The 18,122-nt window shown below is 47.1% G+C and carries 15 protein-coding genes; all 15 read right to left on the reverse strand.

Annotated elements, in window-relative coordinates; genetic code table 11:
- Positions 1-6: 6 nt before the first annotated feature.
- The 15 genes from M3M37_RS03320 to M3M37_RS03390 all read right to left on the reverse strand — a co-directional run bounded on the left by M3M37_RS03320 (position 7) and on the right by M3M37_RS03390 (position 18,093).
- Positions 7-282, reverse strand: coding sequence for a cell division protein ZapA (locus tag M3M37_RS03320; protein WP_252795729.1), 276 nt, complete (start codon positions 280-282; stop codon positions 7-9).
- Positions 283-371: 89 nt separating this feature from the next.
- The gene (locus M3M37_RS03325) at positions 372-668 is read right to left on the reverse strand and encodes a DUF1292 domain-containing protein (RefSeq protein ID WP_252795731.1); all 297 of its coding nucleotides are present in this window, start codon (positions 666-668) and stop codon (positions 372-374) included.
- Between the two features lie 14 nt (positions 669-682).
- Positions 683-1,105 carry a Holliday junction resolvase RuvX gene (gene ruvX, locus M3M37_RS03330; RefSeq protein ID WP_252795733.1) on the reverse strand — a complete coding sequence of 141 codons (423 nt, stop codon included), beginning with the start codon at positions 1,103-1,105 and terminating at the stop codon, positions 683-685.
- Between the two features lie 31 nt (positions 1,106-1,136).
- Positions 1,137-3,779, reverse strand: a complete 2,643-nt coding sequence (alaS, locus tag M3M37_RS03335) for an alanine--tRNA ligase (protein WP_252795734.1) — start codon at positions 3,777-3,779, stop codon at positions 1,137-1,139.
- A 246-nt stretch (positions 3,780-4,025) separates the two neighbouring features.
- Positions 4,026-5,387 (reverse strand): DEAD/DEAH box helicase, encoded by a 1,362-nt coding sequence (locus M3M37_RS03340; protein ID WP_252795736.1) that lies wholly within the window; start codon positions 5,385-5,387, stop codon positions 4,026-4,028.
- The gene (locus tag M3M37_RS03345; protein WP_252795738.1) at positions 5,387-6,346 is read right to left on the reverse strand and encodes a DHH family phosphoesterase; all 960 of its coding nucleotides are present in this window, start codon (positions 6,344-6,346) and stop codon (positions 5,387-5,389) included. Before M3M37_RS03345 ends, M3M37_RS03340 begins: the two co-directional genes overlap by 1 nt.
- 69 nt (positions 6,347-6,415) lie before the next feature.
- The gene (gene dinB / locus M3M37_RS03350) at positions 6,416-7,471 is read right to left on the reverse strand and encodes a DNA polymerase IV (RefSeq protein WP_252795910.1); all 1,056 of its coding nucleotides are present in this window, start codon (positions 7,469-7,471) and stop codon (positions 6,416-6,418) included.
- 127 nt (positions 7,472-7,598) lie between these two features.
- Complete coding sequence (yajC, locus tag M3M37_RS03355) at positions 7,599-7,976, reverse strand: preprotein translocase subunit YajC (RefSeq protein ID WP_252795740.1); 378 nt, start codon at positions 7,974-7,976, stop codon at positions 7,599-7,601.
- Between the two features lie 56 nt (positions 7,977-8,032).
- Positions 8,033-9,052, reverse strand: a complete 1,020-nt coding sequence (ruvB, locus tag M3M37_RS03360) for a Holliday junction branch migration DNA helicase RuvB (protein ID WP_252795911.1) — start codon at positions 9,050-9,052, stop codon at positions 8,033-8,035.
- Positions 9,053-9,061: 9 nt separating this feature from the next.
- Positions 9,062-9,661, reverse strand: coding sequence for a Holliday junction branch migration protein RuvA (ruvA, locus tag M3M37_RS03365; RefSeq protein WP_252795741.1), 600 nt, complete (start codon positions 9,659-9,661; stop codon positions 9,062-9,064).
- Positions 9,662-9,679: 18 nt separating this feature from the next.
- Complete coding sequence (gene mutL, locus M3M37_RS03370) at positions 9,680-11,620, reverse strand: DNA mismatch repair endonuclease MutL (RefSeq protein WP_252795743.1); 1,941 nt, start codon at positions 11,618-11,620, stop codon at positions 9,680-9,682.
- A 7-nt stretch (positions 11,621-11,627) separates the two neighbouring features.
- On the reverse strand, positions 11,628-14,249 hold the full coding sequence (gene mutS / locus M3M37_RS03375) for a DNA mismatch repair protein MutS (protein WP_252795744.1): 2,622 nt from the start codon (positions 14,247-14,249) through the stop codon (positions 11,628-11,630).
- Between the two features lie 16 nt (positions 14,250-14,265).
- Complete coding sequence (locus tag M3M37_RS03380) at positions 14,266-15,075, reverse strand: TIGR00282 family metallophosphoesterase (protein ID WP_252795746.1); 810 nt, start codon at positions 15,073-15,075, stop codon at positions 14,266-14,268.
- Between the two features lie 87 nt (positions 15,076-15,162).
- Positions 15,163-16,722: a ribonuclease Y gene (rny, locus tag M3M37_RS03385; RefSeq protein ID WP_252795748.1), complete on the reverse strand. Its 1,560-nt coding sequence runs from the start codon at positions 16,720-16,722 to the stop codon at positions 15,163-15,165.
- A gap of 129 nt (positions 16,723-16,851) precedes the next feature.
- Positions 16,852-18,093 (reverse strand): competence/damage-inducible protein A, encoded by a 1,242-nt coding sequence (locus tag M3M37_RS03390; RefSeq protein ID WP_252795749.1) that lies wholly within the window; start codon positions 18,091-18,093, stop codon positions 16,852-16,854.
- Positions 18,094-18,122: the final 29 nt, after the last annotated feature.

Below are 18,122 nucleotides of genomic sequence, written 5' to 3' on the forward strand. Positions count from 1 at the left end.
CCTTGTTTATCTAGTTGTGTCTGATTCATCTGGATCATCATGTTGTAATTTGGTACGGAGCTGATCTAATTCCAACTGTTTGTCTAACTGCTCTGAAATGGCATTAAAGGCCAATAAAATGGCCGCATCTTCTTCGCTCAGGTTTTGGGATTGGCTCTGTAGTTTCGTTAAGTCATCGTTTAAAATTTTAGCCACGGCCCGCATGTGTTGATCAGATGCCGCTCCAATTAACGTGTACTCTTTCTTGCCAATTCGGGTTTTAAATCTTCGTTTATTATTCACGTCAATCCCTCCAATATGGTCTATTTTATCATGATGACGGGAAAAAGGGGACCAACACTAACGTGTTGGTCCCCTCTTCTGGTGCAGCGCTACATTTTGCCATTTGGATCTAAGAACGTGTTTAACGTTTCTTGGACCATTTCCCATTCCTCGTCGCTTTCAATCGGTTCCAAATCAGCATCATCTGGTGCCGTCGGATCGGCTCCCTTCGGCAAGGCATAAGCTTCAATGTTAATGCTGTCGTTGCCTTCTTCAGAAGCAGGATACATCAGAATGTAAGAACGTCCGTAATCCTCTGACGAAAAGGTGAATAATTCGTTATATAAAATTTCGTTACCATCCTCATCAACGAGGGTAATTTGTTCTGCTTGTGGTTCTTCAGCCATCGTTTAATTCCTCCTTAAACGTGATTGCGATCCAGGTATCCCTGTAAAATCAACTCTGCTGCGACTTTATCAATAACGCGTTTGCGCTTGGCACGGGATACGTCTGCTTTTTCAATCAGCATCCGTTCCGCTTCCACCGTGGTGAGCCGTTCGTCTTCAAATTCCACGGGAACGTGGAACTTAGCTCGAACCATTTTACCGTAACGTTTGGAAGCCTTCACCCGGGGACCCGAAGTGTTGTTCATGTTTTTGGGTAGCCCAATCACGACTAGTTGAACGTCGTTTTCAGCGATTAGTTCGCCAATCCGCTCTAAGCCGAATTCCTTTTCAGCTTCATCAATGGCAACAATTTCGACTCCCTGAGCGGTCCAGCCTAAAGCATCACTGATGGCCACGCCCACCGTTTTGGATCCCACGTCTAATCCCATGATCTTCATTTTAACATCCTATCATTTGGAAGGGTACTAATTACTTTGTTGCTAACCAATCAGCAGCAGCCTTGAAAGCGTCGGGTAGCCCCGCTGGATTCTTTCCTCCAGCTTGGGCAAGGTTCGGACGACCACCTCCGCCCCCTTGAATATGACTGGCAATGGCTTTAATCAAATCCCCGGCCTTAATTCCATCCTTTACGTGAGCTTCATCAACGGCAACCAGTAAGTTGGCTTTTCCATCCGTTGCCGTTCCTAATACCAAGACGTTGGAACGAGCTTCGTTTCGCCAAGTATCGGCTAGTTCGCGCAGTTGGTTCATGTTAGCATTTTCTAATTGTCCGGTAATTAAGGTCACGCCGTTAATCGTCTCCGGATTCGTGAAGAGATCCTGGGCTTCCTGGTTGGCTAACTTCGCCTCTAACGATTCCTGGGTGCTTTCCAGTTCCTTAATTTGGGCTTGGAGTTCCTTCACCCGACCAGGCGCTTGTTCGTTGGTCGGAACCTTCACCGTTTGGGAAATTTCATTCAACATCTTTTCTTCGTCGTTTAGGTAGTCAAAGGCGTATTTACCAGTAACCGCCTTAATCCGACGAATTCCGGCTCCCACTCCACTTTCAGAGATGATTTTGAACAACCCAATTTGACTGGTGTTATGCACGTGATCACCACCACAGAATTCCACCGAAAAATCCCCGGCTTTCACAACCCGGACCTTGTCTCCATACTTGTCATCAAACAAGGCAATGGCGCCCATTTCTTTTCCAGTCTTTTGGTCCGTCACCACCGTTTCAACCGGCAGTGCAGCAAAGATATGGTCGTTGACCATCCGTTCAACCTTGGCTAAGTCTTCTTTTGTAACCGAGCCAAAGTGATTGAAGTCAAAGGTCAGGTAATCTGGTTTTACCAACGAACCGGCCTGTTCCGTGTGACCACCTAACACATTGCGCAGTGATTGATCCAACAAGTGGGTTGCCGTGTGGTTGCGTTCCACTCCCGCGTGGAACTGACGATCCACGTCTAACCGGTAATGATCGCCCTTTTTCAGTTCACCAGTAACCTTAACCGTGTGCAAGTTCTGTCCGTTAGGAGCATGTTGCACGTCCGTCACCGTAGCGACCGCTTGACCGGCTTCGTTGTAAATCGTTCCAATGTCAGCCACTTGTCCACCCATTTCTGCATAGAACGGGGTCCGGTCAAAGATTAATTCAGCAGTCCCAACCTTAGCATCGTCAACGAGTTGCTCATCTACAATTATGTCCTGGAGCTCAGCCGCAGGAACGGTGAGCTGCTCGTAACCCACGTACTCACTCGGTGTTTTAATGTCCAATAATAAGTCCCGTTGGACCTTCATGGATCCTTTGCTACCCCGGGCTGACCGGGCGCGATTCCGCTGTTGTTCCATTTCTTGATCAAAACCAGCTTCATCAACGTGGATGCCTCGGTCTTGAGCGTATTCTTCCGTTAATTCAAGTGGGAAACCATAGGTGTCATACAACTGAAAGGCGTCTTTACCGGCAATTTCCGTTTGGCCGGCTTCCTTAGTTTTTTGGATTAAATCATCCAGGAGCTTAATTCCGTCGTTCAGGGTCGCGTTAAACCGGTCTTCTTCACTCTTCACAATCTTTTGGATGTAATCCTTTTGTTCTAGGACGTGTGGGTAGTGAGATTGCATAATTTCACCAACCACCGGAACTAGTTGATACAAAAAGGCTCCGTCAATTCCAAGTTGATGCCCATTGACCGTGGCCCGCCGTAGTAACCGTCTGATTACGTAGCCACGCCCTTCGTTAGAAGGCAGGGCACCATCACCAATCGCAAAGGTAATCGCCCGGATGTGATCGGCAATTACCTTAAAGGCAATATCGTCAGTGGCGTTGTCACCATAGTGCCGCTTATCGCTGAAAGTTTCCGTTTTTTTAATTAACGGTAAAAACAGGTCGGTTTCAAAGTTCGTGGGGGCATCTTGAAAGACCGAAACCACCCGTTCTAATCCCATTCCCGTATCAATGTTTTTCCGGGGCAGTGGTTCATAGGTTCCTTCCGCCGTATGGTTAAATTGGGAAAAGACGATGTTCCAAACTTCGAGGTACCGTTCGTTTTCCCCACCCGGATAATTTTCTGGATCATCGGGTGCTAAGTCATCGTACTTTTCCCCCCGGTCGTAAAAGATTTCAGAGTCTGGTCCAGAAGGTCCCTGACCAATGTCCCAGAAGTTATCTTCAGCAGGAATCAAGTGATCCGGAGCAATCCCGACTTGTTCCCACAACTCTTTGGTTTCCTTATCTTCTGGATAATAGGTAACATACAACCGCTCCTTATCCCAGCCAAACCACTTGTCGCTGGTTAAGAGTTCAAAGGCCCACGGAATCACTTCTTTTTTAAAGTAGTCACCCACCGAGAAGTTCCCCAACATTTCAAACAACGTTTGGTGCCGAGCCGTCCGCCCCACGTTTTCAATGTCGTTGGTCCGAATGCTTTTTTGCGAACTGGTCATCCGTGGATTAGCGGGAGCAACCGAACCATCGAAGTATTTCTTCATGGTCGCTACTCCGGAGTTGATCCATAGTAACGTCGGATCATCCTTCGGAATTAGTGATGCACTGGGAACAATTTCATGTCCTTTTTCCTGAAAAAAATCAAGAAACATTTGGCGAATTTGACCACTAGTAAGTTGTTTCATTTTTTCCTCCTTATAGAAAAAACATCGTTGCGACCAGAGACGCCGAAACGCGGTACCACTCTGTTTGCAACGATGTTGTCGTTAACCTCTTTAGCCCTGATAACGCGGGGAGCGTTAGTTCATACGTGGGAGCCCAAATTCAAAAGCCACTTCAGACGCTTTCAGCTGTTCGTCCTCTCTGTTAGAAGCCAGTTTTAAACGGATATCCACAAGCAAATTATAGTCAGAATTAGGCCAGCTTGTCAATTATTGATAACGCTGCGAACTGCGCTTTTTCTGTTTCTTCTTGGCGCGAACTTGTTGGCGCAGTTCAATCTTTCGGTTCTGATCATCTTTAATTTTAATGGCGCGCTTAATTTTCTTTTTATAACCAGGTTTAACGTGTTTTTTCTTTTTCTTAATCATACCCAGCGTGGAACCATCAAGCTGGTCGTGATGCCCGCGGTACTGTTGCCGGCGTCGACGGTCATAGGTATCAACCACTTCACCATGCTTAATTTCCTTGGGCTGGAACTGCACACCCTTTGCTTCTAACTCCGCAATTTTTGCTTCCTCATCAGGGGCGTAGAGCGTAATGGCCGTTCCCGGCATCCCGTTTCGCCCGGTTCGTCCCACGCGGTGCACAAAGTACTCGGAATCAGACGGCAAATCATCATTAATGACCAATGACACTCCAGTAATATCAATTCCTCGGGCGGCCAAATCCGTTGCCACCACGTACTGAAAGTCGAGGTTTTGAATCTGTTTCATCACCCGCTTACGGACTCGGGGTTGCATTCCCCCATGCAACTTCGCTACTTTTAATCCTTGCTCTTGTAAATACTTTTCCAGTTCGTCGGCCCGTCCGCGCGTGTTGGCAAAGACCAACGCCAGGTACGGATTCCCCATGGTTAACAATTGAAAAATTAACCGGTTCTTGTCCTGACCTTTAGTAGAAATTAACCAGTTAGAAACGTCTGCATTAATCACGTGTTCCGTGGGAATATCAGTAATCACTGGATTTTTCAGGTATTTTTGCAGGAAAGGTTTCAACTTGGGCGGAATGGTGGCGGAAAAGACCATCATCTGCAGGTCCTTCGCCATTCGAGCCGCAATTTGGTCTACTTCCGTTAAAAAGCCCAAATCCAAGGTCATATCGGCTTCATCAATCACCAACCGCCGGGCAGCGTTAATTTCCAACTTTCCGCTTTTCACGATGTCTAAGATCCGGCCGGGCGTCCCCACCACTACCTGTGGCTGTTCCCGATCTAATTTTTCTAACTGGCGTTCCTTGTCGGTCCCACCCACGTAATTTTCCACGTGAATAACACTGGAACTATGGCGTACCAATTGCTTAATGTTTTCGTAAATTTGATAGGATAACTCCCGACTCGGCGTGGTAATGATCACCTGGGGGCGGTGGTCAGCTGGATCTAACTGGTCGAACAACGGCAGTAAAAAGGCATGGGTCTTTCCACTTCCCGTCGCGGACTTTCCCACGATACTATTACCGTGTTGAATCGTTGGAATGACCTGGGCTTGAATGGGGGTCGGTTTTTTAAAGTCTAATTCCTGCAGGGCTTCCATGATAAACGGCTGAAAATGATAGTCTGTAAACGAAGCACTCATTAAGCGTTCCTTTCTGTTGCATAAACAGTGGTCACTTGATTTAATTGTTCAACCACCGTTTTAATTTCGGTTTCATCGGCGGCGGTGGCCCCACTCGCGAGCGGATGGCCCCCGCCGTGATGTAATTTGGCTAGTTCATTAATTGACGGACCCTTGGAGCGTAAGCGAATCCGGTAACTGCCGTCTTTTTGTTGCACAAAGATGGCCCAGGCAACAACCTGCTTGATGTTTCCAGGCAGTGGAACCACGGCCGACGTACTGTCATCACCGAGTTCCATTTGGGCAATCACTTCGTTGGTCAGGAACACGTAGGCCGCTCCCGACTCCGTAATTTGTAGATTTTGGTAGACGTAGGCGGCTAGATGGGCCAACGGAATGTCAATCTCGTCCTCTTTTTGGGCCACATCCGTCGTAGAAAAATCGTGCTGAGCCAGCTGACTCGCAACCCAGAAAGTATGACTCGTGGTGGCTGGGTATTTGAAGCGACCCGTGTCACCCACAATTCCCGTATACAGCAGTTCAGCGGCATGATCGGACATTTTTAATGCAGGGTTAGCGTCATACCAGTCATAAATCATTTCGGACACACTGGAAGCTTCATCGTTAACCCACATTAAATCCCCGAACTGATCGTCGTTTGGGTGATGGTCAATTTTAATTAACTTTTTTCCGGTCGTGAACCGTTGATCATCCACTCGGGGTTGATTAGCGGTGTCAACTACGATTACCAACGCATTTTGATAGGTTTCATCGCTAATCTCATCGGTGGTCCCCAGGGATTTAAAGCCCTCGTACTGCTTCCCTACGCAGTAGACCTGTTTGTCCGGGAAACTAGCCTTAATAATGGCAGCCAGTCCCATCTGAGAGCCGATCGCATCCGGATCCGGCCGTTGGTGACGGTGGATAATAATCGGATTAGCAGCGGCCACTTCTTGATAAATTTCTGTTTGAATGCTCATGGTGCATAACTCCTGACGTGAAAGGTTTTAACAGTTAAGTATAACCTTTCTGGTTCCGTTCGCAAACCCCTATCTGGTGGTTAACGGTAAATTGATGGTTTGAAAGTTCAATTCGGCAAGGTTCGTAACCGTAATTCCTACCAATCGAATTCCCACGGTCGCCGGCGGAAGCTCGTCAAAAATAGCGAGCGCTCGTTCGTAGAGGGTTTGCGCATCCAATGCAAAAAAGTCCGCTTCAGTTACGCGTTTAGTAATGGTCGTAAAATCCTGATAGCGGACCTTAACCACGATTGTTTTGCCGTGTTTTTGGTGTGCTTGTAACGCCGCCACCACTAACTCGGCTAACTTTTGTAGTTGAGTCTGCACCTCGCCTCGACTTTGTAACGAAGGATTATAGGTCCGTTCCTTGCCAATCGATTTTCGCTCGCGTTGGTATTCCACCGGTCGTTCATCGATGCCGCGGACCCGACGGTACAAAAAATAGCCAAACTTACCAAACTGGTTCATTAGTTCTAATTCCGAAAACCGGTATAAATCAGCACCGGTTTTAATTCCTAAGGCTTCCATCCTTGGGAGCGTCTTTTTCCCGACGCCCCGGTATTTGGCAATCGGTAACGCCATCAGAAAGTCATGAGCATCCGCGGGATTAATGACCGTTACTCCCGCCGGTTTACGGTAATCAGAGGCCTCTTTGGCCAAAAACTTGCTGTAAGAAAGCCCCGTCGAACAAGTTAAATGGGTTTTTTCCCAGATCTCACTCTGTAACCAGTGTGCTAATAGCACTGTGTCCTCCAACTCCTGTTTGTTAGTGGTCACATCTAAGTAAGCTTCATCGAGGGCAACGGTTTCAATCCGATCCGTGTACTCATGAAAAATTTCGTGAATTTGGTCAGAAACTGAGCGAAACAGGGGAAAATCAGGCGCTTTAAAAACTGCATCGGGACAAAGTTCAAGCGCTTGACTAGCCGGCATGGCCGAATGAATTCCGAACTGACGGGCATGATAATTAGCGGTAGTAACCACCCCATGACCGCCGGTGTGACGGGGATCTTTTGCAATCACCAACGGGACCTGCGCCAACTCTGGATGTTCCCGTTCTTCAATGGAAGCAAAAAAGGCATCCATATCAACGTGCAAAATCCGGCGCTTAATTAACTGTTGCAATTCCACCTGCTCGTCCACCAGACTACCCCTTTCCCAAACGTATGTTCGTTTTCATTCCAGAAAAAAAGTCTGTTACCAGACTAATTTCCTACTTCTGTGCTTGGTCATCGTTTGCTTGTTCTGCTTTGGGAGCAGCAGATTCAGATGGTTGTGGTTGTTCATCCTTGGGTGCTTCTGACTTAGCAGTTGGTTGAGTAGCAGCAGGAGCCTTTTCAACGTTTGCAATTGCGTTCAAGTCAAAATCCAAGTAAACCCCGTCACAATCAATCGTAACCAAGTTCTTTTCACGATCAATGTTATCAATCACACCATGAAGCCGACCGATCGTTACCACGCGGTCACCCTTTTTCAAGGTCTTCAAGGTTTCTTGGTGTTTTTGTTGTTGTTGCTTTTGCGGTCTAATCATGAAGAAGTACATCAAAGCAAACAAAACAACGATTACGATAATTCCAGCATATTGTCCCATTATTCTCACCTCAATTTCGTTACTACCCTAATTTTAGCAAAAAAAAACTGTGTCGACTAGGGTTTGGTTTCATTCTGTGGATAGGGACGGCCTAAATGTTGATAGGCCGCCTGGGTGACCATTCTTCCTCGAGCCGTTCGCTTTAAATAGCCACTTTGCAGTAAGTAGGGTTCACACATTTCGGCCACGGTTTCCGTTTCCTCACCGATGTTAGCCGCCAGGGTGTTCAATCCAACCGGTCCCCCGTTATAAAAATCAATCATGGTCGCTAAAATCTTACGGTCCGTGCGATCAAGTCCCTCACTATCAACACCTAAAGCCGTAAGCGCCTGATCTACGCTGGCCACGTCAATTTCTTCCTTGCCTAAGACTTGGGCAAAATCACGAACCCGTTTTAACAACCGGTTGGCAATCCGGGGTGTGCCCCGAGATCGTAAGGCAATTTCGTGGGCGCCCTCTGGTTGAATCTTAGTTTGAAAGATCTGGGCCGACCGCTGCACAATTTGTTCTAGTTCAGTCGTTTGATAGTAATTCATGTGCTCCACAATTCCAAACCGATTCCGAAAGGGCGCGTCCAACAACCCCGCCCGAGTCGTTGCCCCAATTAGCGTAAACGGGGGTAAAGCAAAGTGAACTGGGTGCGCTGTGGGACCCTGACCCACTATGATGTCAATGTAAAAATCTTCCATCGCTGAATACAGCATTTCTTCCACGGCCTTGGGTAACCGGTGAATTTCATCAATAAAGAGAATGTCGCCGGGCTCGAGTTCGTTTAATAGTGCTGCCAAGTCCCCACTCTTTTCAATTGCCGGACCACTGGTCGTTTTTAAATGCACGCCCATCTCGTTGGCAATCACCGTGGCTAGAGTGGTTTTCCCTAATCCTGGTGGTCCAAATAGTAGCACGTGGTCAAGTGATTCTTCGCGTTGCTTGGCGGCTTCAATGTAAACCCGCAATGACCGTTTTAGTTCAGATTGGCCAATGTACTGAGCAAAAGTCTGGGGGCGCAGCGTTTGTTCAAAGGATCGTTCCTCGTCATCGGAATCCTGCGTAATAATCCGCTTCTCCACGTTAATTCCCCCTTTCTACTTGGTAAGTAATTTCAAGCCCTGACTTAGGTACTGATCAGTCGTTAAATTTTCGTCGGTGGTTTGTAATTGTTGGCCTACTTTTACTACATCTTTTTCTTTAAATCCCAGCGCCTGTAGAGCACTAAGAGCATCGGTTAGCTGGGCATTTTCTGTTACGGGAGTCGTCTGTTCCATCGTTGGTTGCGCAACCGTTTGCGTCTGGAGCTTATCCTGAAGGTCCAAAATAATCTGGCGGGCCGTCTTCTTCCCGATTCCCGGAAACTTCGTCAGAAACTGGACGTCTTCCGTTTGAATGGCAGTAATTAAGCCCTGATTATCGTTGCCTGCCATAATGGCTAAAGCACTTTTAGCTCCGATTCCTGACACGTTCAGTAATTGTTCAAATAATTGCTTATCCTCCGCCGTCGCAAATCCATACAACGTTTGACTGGAGTCAGTGACGTTTTGGTGGACATAAATTTTTTGGGGGGCTTGATCCGCCCGTTCAAAATGGTACGGATTAGCAACGTACACTAGGTACCCCACCCCGTTGACATCAATGACGATGGTCTGGGGGCTAACGCTAGTCACAATTCCATTTAAATATTCAAACACCGTTGTTCCTCATTTCCGTTATAATTCCCATCGTTCGGCTTCATGGGGATCTTGAATTCGTTTAAACATGGACTCTAAATCCGTGGGCGAAAAATTAACCAAAACCGGGCGCCCGTGCGGACAGTTAAAGGGATTTTCACACTCATGCAACTGATCCAACAGGGCTTGGGCCTGCTTGTGATCCAGATGATGGTTGGCTTTTATCGCCTGCTTACAGCTCATCATAATGGCCGCCTGTTCCCGGTAAGCTGCTACCGAAAGCTTTTGGTGGGCGAGCCCCCAGTCAATTAATTCGCGGATGGTTTGTTCCTCTTCCCCCGTTTGAAACCAAGCTGGATGCTGACGCACGATAAAACTATTGGCCCCAAACGGTTCCAGTTCCAATCCAATCGCTGCAAAATCATCCAGATGTTGCTTGATCACCAACGCATCACTAGCGGGATAGTCTAAGACAATCGGAACCAGTAAGTGCTGCTGGTCAGCAGCAACGGACCCCACATCGGTCCGCAGTCGTTCATAATTAATTCGTTCCTGGGCCGCGTGTTGATCAACAATGTAGAGCCCCAGCTCGCTTTCAGCCACTAAATAGGTGCCGTGAACCTGACCCACAAACCGCAGTTCCGGAAATCGTTCTTCTGAAACAGGAGCCGTGACTGGTTCAGCAGTACTCGCAACCGTTTGTTTCTCTATGGTTCCTTGTAGCGGATCATCAGGCAAACGTTCTTGTTGATATCGGCGCTGAAACGATTGAACCGCTGATTGCTGTAATTCGGCTCGGTCCTGAATGATAATGGGTTCATGTGGAGCTTCGACAACTTCTTCCGCTACTACTGCTGGTGTTTCAAAAGCCGTAGTTGCTTCCGCGGTCTCCGGTAGTTCCGAACCAGACGTTAAGTTCAAGGCCACCTCAACCGAATTATGGCGTGCCACCCCACTCTTAAAGTGCTGATTATCCAAGGCTTCTGGAATCAGATTTTGTTGCGCCAACGTTTGGTAAATCGTGGCTTCAATAAACTGACCCAACTTATCTCGGTTCAATAACCGGACTGATTGCTTCGTCGGGTGCACGTTTACATCCATTTGACTGGGGTCCATGGTAATTTTAAGGACAGCCACCGGGTAACGTCCCACCATCAGTTTCGAACCGTAGCCGGCAATAATGGCCCGGTTTAATTCGGAATCTTGAACAAAGCGACCGTTCACAATCACTGATAGATACTTGCGACTGGCCCGAGTTAGTTCCGGCAAACTCGTATATCCCGCTAGTTGAAATTGGTCATTTTCCGCCTGCACCGCAATCATTTTCTTCATACTTTGATTACTGTAAATGCCGGCAATCACCTGCTGCAGGTTATCACGGCCCGAAGTGCGCAGCAGTTCCTTTCCCTCGTGCACCAAGCTAAAGGCAATTTCTGGATGACTCAAAGCTAGATGATTCATCATCTCAGTAATTTTACCAAGCTCCGTACTGCTGGACTTTAAATAATCACGGCGTTTGGGCGTATTAAAGAAGAGGTCCGTAACCTCAACGGTCGTGCCCCGTCGCGTGGCTGCGGGAAGTTCAGTCTGCACGGTACCACCCTTCATCTGCATTTCAGTTCCCGGGTGCACTCCATCTGAGGTTTTCATCACGACCTGGGCCACTGAGGCAATGCTCGGCAGGGCTTCGCCCCGAAAACCTAACGAGTTCACCCGAAAAAGATCGGCTTGATCTTCAATTTTACTGGTGGCAAACCGTCGAAATGCCAACCGTACCTGATCTGGGGCAATCCCATCCCCATTATCGGTCACCCGTACTCGGTCAATGCCACCGTGTTTAACTTCAACATCAATCCGCGTACTATGTGCATCAATCGCATTTTCTACCAATTCCTTTACAACTGATGCTGGTCGTTCAATTACCTCTCCGGCCGCAATTTGATCGGCCAGAATTGTCGGTAATTCGTGAATCGTTCCCATGAATCTCTCAGTCCTTTCGTAATTGTTGCTGCCACTGGTAGACTAAGTTCATTAGTTCTAATGGGGTTTTTCCCATTAAATCAGTTTGTTTAATTGCTTTAAGTAACTGTTTTTCGGTGCTAGTTAGTTTGCTAGACCCAACTGGCTGGGGTTGCGGCGCCGGGGCTAATAACTCTAACTGTTCCTCTGTCGCTTGGGAAGTATCCGGCTCCCGACTGGATTGGTGCACCTGAGTCGTTAAGTATTGTCCATTTTCTGCTTCCAACTGATCGAGCACGGTTTGCGCCCGTTCTAGTAACTGATCAGGTAACCCCGCCAGCTTGGCCACGTTGATTCCATACGACTTATCGGCAGGACCCGTCATAATCTTGTGTAAAAAGACCAACTGACCGTCCTTTTCTACGGCCCCGACGTGAATGTTTTGTAGATGCTCTAGTTCTTGATCCAAGTCGGTGAGTTCGTGATAATGCGTCGAAAATAACGTCTTAGCGTGAATGTAGTTATGGATGTATTCAATGATAGCTTGGGCCAGCGCCACTCCATCGTACGTAGAGGTCCCCCGTCCCAGTTCATCGAGTAAGATCAAACTGTTGGCGGTCGCCGTTTGCAGTGCCTGATTGGCCTCCTTCATTTCCACCATGAAGGTACTCTTCCCAGAAATCAGGTCATCCGCCGCCCCAATCCGGGTGAAAATTTGGTCAAAAATCGGGAGTTCCGCTGCTTCTGCGGGAACAAAGCATCCCATCTGAGCGAGCACGACAATTAAAGCCAGTTGTCGCATGTAAGTACTCTTTCCGGACATGTTGGGTCCAGTAATCAAGAGTACCTGCGTCTCTGGATCCATCTCAATGGAATTCGGGACGTATTCCTGTGGTCCTAAAACCGTTTCCACCACGGGGTGCCGTCCGTTCGTAATCTGGAGGCGATGCTCTTTATTGAAGGTCGGTTGCACAAATTGGTTGCGTTCGCTAACGTGAGCAAAACTTTGCAACACGTCTAGGCTGGCGATGCCACTAGCCAACTTTTGCACCCGGGGAATCTCTTGCTTAATTTGGTCCCGCAACTGGGTAAACAGTTCGTATTCCAGACTTTGTGATTTATCCTGGGCCTCCATGATAATGGTTTCCTTCGCCTTTAATTCCGGTGTCGTAAAACGTTCAGCGTTCGTTAACGTTTGCACCCGCGAGTAGCGGTCTTCCGGTAATTTAGCCAGGTTCACCTTGGAAACCTCAATAAAGTAGCCAAAGACCCGGTTATACTTCACCTTCAGGTTATTAATTCCCGTGGCTTGGCGTTCTTGGGCTTCTAAATCAGCTAACCAGTGCTTTCCGTTCCGCATCGCATCCCGGTATTGATCCAATTTTTCGTTGTAACCGGGCTTAATAACGCCCCCTTCGGTCACAGAAATTGGGGGTTCTGGCACAATCGCTGCTTCAATTAAATCTTTTACATCGTGGAGATCGTCCAATTGCTGATACAAATCGGCAAACTCAGGTGTCTCTAGCTCATCTAAAACATGTTTAACCTTCGGAATTTGCGCTAACGAGGTGGCCAGTTGCATTAAATCGCGTCCGTTAACTCCACCAAAGGCAATCCGTCCCGCTAATCGTTCCAGATCATACACCTGAACGAGTGCTTCTCTAAGCTCGTTGCGTTCATAATAATGATCTAGCAACGTTTTAACCAAGCGTTGCCGCGTTTCAATCTGCTGTGGTTGAAGTAACGGTCGGTCCAACCATTGCTTGAGTTTTCGTCCCCCCATGGCCGTTTTCGTATCATCAAGAACGCCCAGTAAGGTGCCCGCTTTTTTACCCGTCCGAATGTTTTTCGTCAGTTCTAAATTGTACTGTGAATTATGATCTAACTTTAAAAAGGAGTTCGGTTGGTACTGCACCGCCGGTTGAATGTGAGCTAAGTTACGCTTTTGGGTTTCTGTCACGTAGGTTAACAATAACTCGCCCGCTTGGCGTAACGCGGGACTACGTAATCCGGCTAATAATTGCTCATTAGCAATCGGTGCCGGTTCAGCATGGGAAACTAAGATGCCTAATTTTTCCAACTGCGTGGTTAAAGAGGTTAACTGCTCCCCGGCAACCACCACTTCCTTGGAATTCAAATTAATGATCTCATTTAAAACCGCCTCCTGACTCGCCAACTGACAGGCCTTTAGTTCCCCCGTTGAAAGTTCGATGTAAGCAAGGCCGAACTGGTGCTGGTCCTCGTCCGCTACTACTCCAGTTAGATAGTTATTAACCTTGGCAGTCTCAGCATGGTTGTCCGTTTGCGTTCCAGGGGTTACTAACTGGACCACTTCCCGTTTCACCATGCCCTTGGCAAGTTTGGGATCTTCAACCTGTTCACAAATGGCCACCTTGTATCCCTGATCCACTAGCGTATCAATGTAATTTTGCGCCGAGTGATGGGGAACCCCACACATTGGAATCGGATCATCAGCATTGTGGTTCCGCGCCGTTAAAGTCAGTTCCAGTAACTGGGCCCCCTTCACTGCATCATCATTAAAAAGCTCATAAAAGTCCCCAATCCGATAGAACAAAAACGCATCTGGATACTGGTCTTTAATTTTTTGATACTGCTCCATCATTGCTGTGTTCTTTGCTGCCTTTGCCATTTCTTCACTCTTTCATTTAAACGTTCTGGTACGGATGGTCATGGTCAATTAAAATCGTTTGCACCTTTTTAGCCTGACCAGTTTGTGGGTTAACGTTAACCACACATCCGGACAAAATTCCAGCTCCCGTTGTTTCAACTGCAAAACGATTAGGGCGCGCCGTTAAGAATTTTTGAATGACGGGTTGATACTCCATTCCAATCACACCTGTAGCGGGACCGGTCATTCCAGCATCCGTCAAAAAAGCAGTCCCATCCGTTAAAATTTGCGGATCATTCGTCTGCACGTGGGTATGAGTCCCAACTACAGCTGAAACCCGTCCGTCTAAAAACAAGGCCATGGCTTTTTTCTCGCTGGTCGTTTCGGCATGAAAATCAACAAAGATGACCTTGATTCCTTCTGCATGCAGTTGGGTGACAAGCCGGTCAACAGCTGCAAACGGATCATCAGTTGCTTCCATAAACACCCGCCCCTGTAAGTTAATCACGGCAACTTGAGTGCCATTAACGTTTAATGTAGCATAGCCATGCCCAGGGACCTTGGCTCCAGGATAGTTTAACGGGCGCAGTAGATTAGGGGTTTGATCAATAAAGGCAAAGATTTCTTGATTATTCCATGCGTGATTACCCAGGGTCACAACGTCCGCCCCGGCTTTCATTAGGTCTTTAAATAGTTTTTGGGTGATCCCGCGCCCACTTTTGGTCGTGTTTTCCCCGTTTACGATGGTAACTTGTGGTTTAAACTCTTTTTTTAACTCGGGAAGATACTGTTCCACTAACTGCATTCCCATTTCACCAACCACGTCACCTAAAAATAAAAATTGCATGCCTGTCCGCCTATCTAAAGTTATTCTGTTACTTCTATTTTACCATGGAAATTTCTAAATAAAAAAAGACTGGCACCAACCAGTCTTCTACTGAGCATATTCAACGGAACGAACTTCCCGAATCACTTTTACCTCGACGTGACCCGGATGATTCATTTCATTTTCAATTTTGTCCTTAATCTCCCTAGCTAACACAATTGCTTGTGAATCAGAGATTTTTTCTGGTTTCGCAATTACCCGAATTTCACGGCCGGCCTTGACGGCATAACTCTTTTCGACCTCATCAAAACTGTTGGTAATGTTCTCCAGCTTTTCCAACCGGTGCACAAAGCTCTCTAACGAGTCACTCTTGGCTCCCGGTCGGGTAATCGAAATTCGATTGGCAACATCAACTAGTTCAGAAACTAGGGTGTGGGGTTCATTCAACTCATCTTCAAGTCGAATGGCATCGATGACTACCGGATCTTCGCCATACTTCTTGGCGATGTCCACTCCGGCTTCGACATAAGATTCGTCGGTCCCACTCGCTGCTGCCCGTCCAATTTCGTGTAATAATCCAGCGCGCTTTGCTAAAGTTACATCTTCACCTAACTCAGCTGCAAAAACTCCAGCTAATTTAGCAACCTGAATGGAGCGGGACAAGACGTTTTGTCCGTATGAAATTTTATATTTCAATTGTCCCACTAACTTGACTAATTCATGATTCATGGAATGAATTCCTAAATCAAAGATGACGTTTTCGCCCTCTTCTTGAATCTGTTGGTCGAGTTCTTTTTTACTCTTCTCGACCATTTCTTCAATGCGAGCGGGATGAATCCGTCCATCCTTAATCAACTTTTCAAGCGCTAACTTGGCAACTTCTCTTCTAATCGGATTAAATCCACTTAGAACCACCGCATTGGGAGTATCATCAATAATTAAATCAACTCCCGTTACGGTTTCAAAAGTCCGAATGTTTCGTCCTTCCCGACCGATGATTCTTCCTTTCATATCATCGTTAGGAAGGGCGACAACGGACACCGTGGTTTCTGAAACAATATCTGCAGAACTCTGTTGTAGGGCTTCTACAATTAAGTTCTTCGCGTCCTGGGCAGCCGTCTGTTTAGCGGATTCATAATTTTGCTTAATCATCCGCGCCCGCACGTCTGCTAAATCACGTTTTGTTTCATCCAGCACTAAGTCGCGTGCTTCTGCTTCAGTTAAGGAAGCAACCTTGGTGACCTCGGCCTGCCGTTTTGCGATAAGTGCATCTGCATCTTGTTGCTTTTTTTCCAGTACCTTTTTCTCACTACTAATGCGTTCCTCTAACCGGTTTAGATTATCATCCCGTTTTTCAAAAGCCCGATCCTTACGATCTAGAGCTTCCTCCCGTTTCAGTAAATAATCTTCTTGGCGCTGAATATCATCACGCCGTTTTTTTAAGACCTTTTCGACCTTATTTCGGTAAGCATTACCGTCTTTTTTGGCTTTAGCAGTAGCATCTTTGAGTTGCTGCTCTGCCTGACGTTGCGCATCGGTTAGAATATCATTAGCATTTTGATGAGCGGCAGTCAGCTTCGCTTCTACCGTTCGTTTATGAGTAAATTGCCCGATTAAAAAACCAACAATCATAGCGATAGCGGCGCATCCAACAATAGCGAATACCATTATTTTTCCCCCGTATCACTTGAATTTTAAAGAAGCAAACGTTCACCACGTTTGCCACTTATCCAGTTTAATGTTAAAAAATTTAACTGTCAACCAAGACCATTGAAACAGTTATTTCTTTGTCAATAACTAACCTTGGAACTGATCGTAAATTAGCTTTAGCCCTGACTTAACTGCATAGTCGCGGACGGCATTTCTAGAACCGGAAAACTGGAAACTTTTAGTAAGCACCCGCCCATCTGGTAAGGATAGCCCAATCCAAAAGAATCCAGCTGGATGTCCCTCTAGCTCATCTGGACCGGCCACTCCAGTAAACGAAATGGCTAAGTCAGTTTGTAACTGTCGTTGGGCTCCCGTTGCCATGGCAATCGCTGTTTCCTTTGAAACCACTCCATGAGCAGCAATCGTAGTGACCGGAACGTTTACTAATTGCTCTTTCGCGGCAGCGGCATATGTAACAAAGCCTCCCGAAAAAATCTGCGATGCTCCGGCAACGTTGGCGAGCGTACTTTGAAACAAACCACTAGTTAATGATTCAGCAGCGGTAATGGTTAACTGCCGCCGTTGCAGAAGGTGTACCACCACCTGTTCCAATGAATTATCATCACCATAGCCATAAAAATACTGTCCTGCTAGATGCAAAACCTGCTGCTCTGTTTCATCCAACAACTGAACTACGGTGCCCTCATTACTGCCACTGGCGGTAATCCGTAGCGTAACCTCATTTTGTTTGGCATACGTGGCAAGTGTTGGATTTTGCTGCCCGGCGATCAATGAATGGAGACAGTCTTCTAGCGCGGGTTCGCCAATTCCAAAAAAGCGCATGACCCGAGACTTAATCACTTGACCACTTTGCATTAATTGGGCTAACCGTGGCTCTGCTTCTTTTTCAAACATCGGTTGTAACTCAGTTGGGGGAACGGGAAGGACCAAATAACGACACTGTTCGGTAGTTAACAACATTCCCACCGCAAAGCCAACTTCATTGGGTAAGACGGTTGCCCCTGCAATGATTTCCCCCATTAGATCAGCGTGGATGGGTTGCGGCCGCTTGGTTTCTGCATAAAAGGTCTTAATTTTAGTCATTGATTCCGGTTCCGCAACCAACGGCCGTTGCACAACTTTAGCCAAAATCTTCTTCGTCAAATCATCTTCCGTTGGAACAAGTCCCCCCGTTAAAACCACCAAGTCACTGCGCTGGGCAGCCCGGTGAATGGTGGTAGCCAGACGTTCGGGATTATCCCCTACCGTAGCCGTAAAGTACACATCAATTCCCAAGTTAGCAAGATGCTGAGCAATGAACGGCGTACTGGTATCCACAATTTCGCCCAATAACAGTTCGGTGCCAACGCTAATAATTTCTGCTTTCATTTTCGAACTTCTTCCTATTTACTGTCTTG

The sequence above is a fragment of the Fructilactobacillus carniphilus genome, assembly GCF_024029675.1.
GTDB lineage: Bacteria > Bacillota > Bacilli > Lactobacillales > Lactobacillaceae > Fructilactobacillus > Fructilactobacillus carniphilus.

Coding starts and splice junctions, on each gene's coding strand:
- M3M37_RS03325 (WP_252795731.1), bottom strand. CDS start 668: ATGGCTGAAGAACCACAAGCAGAACAAATTACCCTCGTTGATGAGGAT.
- ruvX (WP_252795733.1), bottom strand. CDS start 1,105: ATGAAGATCATGGGATTAGACGTGGGATCCAAAACGGTGGGCGTGGCC.
- alaS (WP_252795734.1), bottom strand. CDS start 3,779: ATGAAACAACTTACTAGTGGTCAAATTCGCCAAATGTTTCTTGATTTT.
- M3M37_RS03340 (WP_252795736.1), bottom strand. CDS start 5,387: ATGAGTGCTTCGTTTACAGACTATCATTTTCAGCCGTTTATCATGGAA.
- M3M37_RS03345 (WP_252795738.1), bottom strand. CDS start 6,346: ATGAGCATTCAAACAGAAATTTATCAAGAAGTGGCCGCTGCTAATCCG.
- dinB (WP_252795910.1), bottom strand. CDS start 7,471: ATGGATGCCTTTTTTGCTTCCATTGAAGAACGGGAACATCCAGAGTTG.
- yajC (WP_252795740.1), bottom strand. CDS start 7,976: ATGGGACAATATGCTGGAATTATCGTAATCGTTGTTTTGTTTGCTTTG.
- mutL (WP_252795743.1), bottom strand. CDS start 11,620: ATGGGAACGATTCACGAATTACCGACAATTCTGGCCGATCAAATTGCG.
- mutS (WP_252795744.1), bottom strand. CDS start 14,249: ATGGCAAAGGCAGCAAAGAACACAGCAATGATGGAGCAGTATCAAAAA.
- M3M37_RS03380 (WP_252795746.1), bottom strand. CDS start 15,075: ATGCAATTTTTATTTTTAGGTGACGTGGTTGGTGAAATGGGAATGCAG.
- rny (WP_252795748.1), bottom strand. CDS start 16,722: ATGGTATTCGCTATTGTTGGATGCGCCGCTATCGCTATGATTGTTGGT.
- M3M37_RS03390 (WP_252795749.1), bottom strand. CDS start 18,093: ATGAAAGCAGAAATTATTAGCGTTGGCACCGAACTGTTATTGGGCGAA.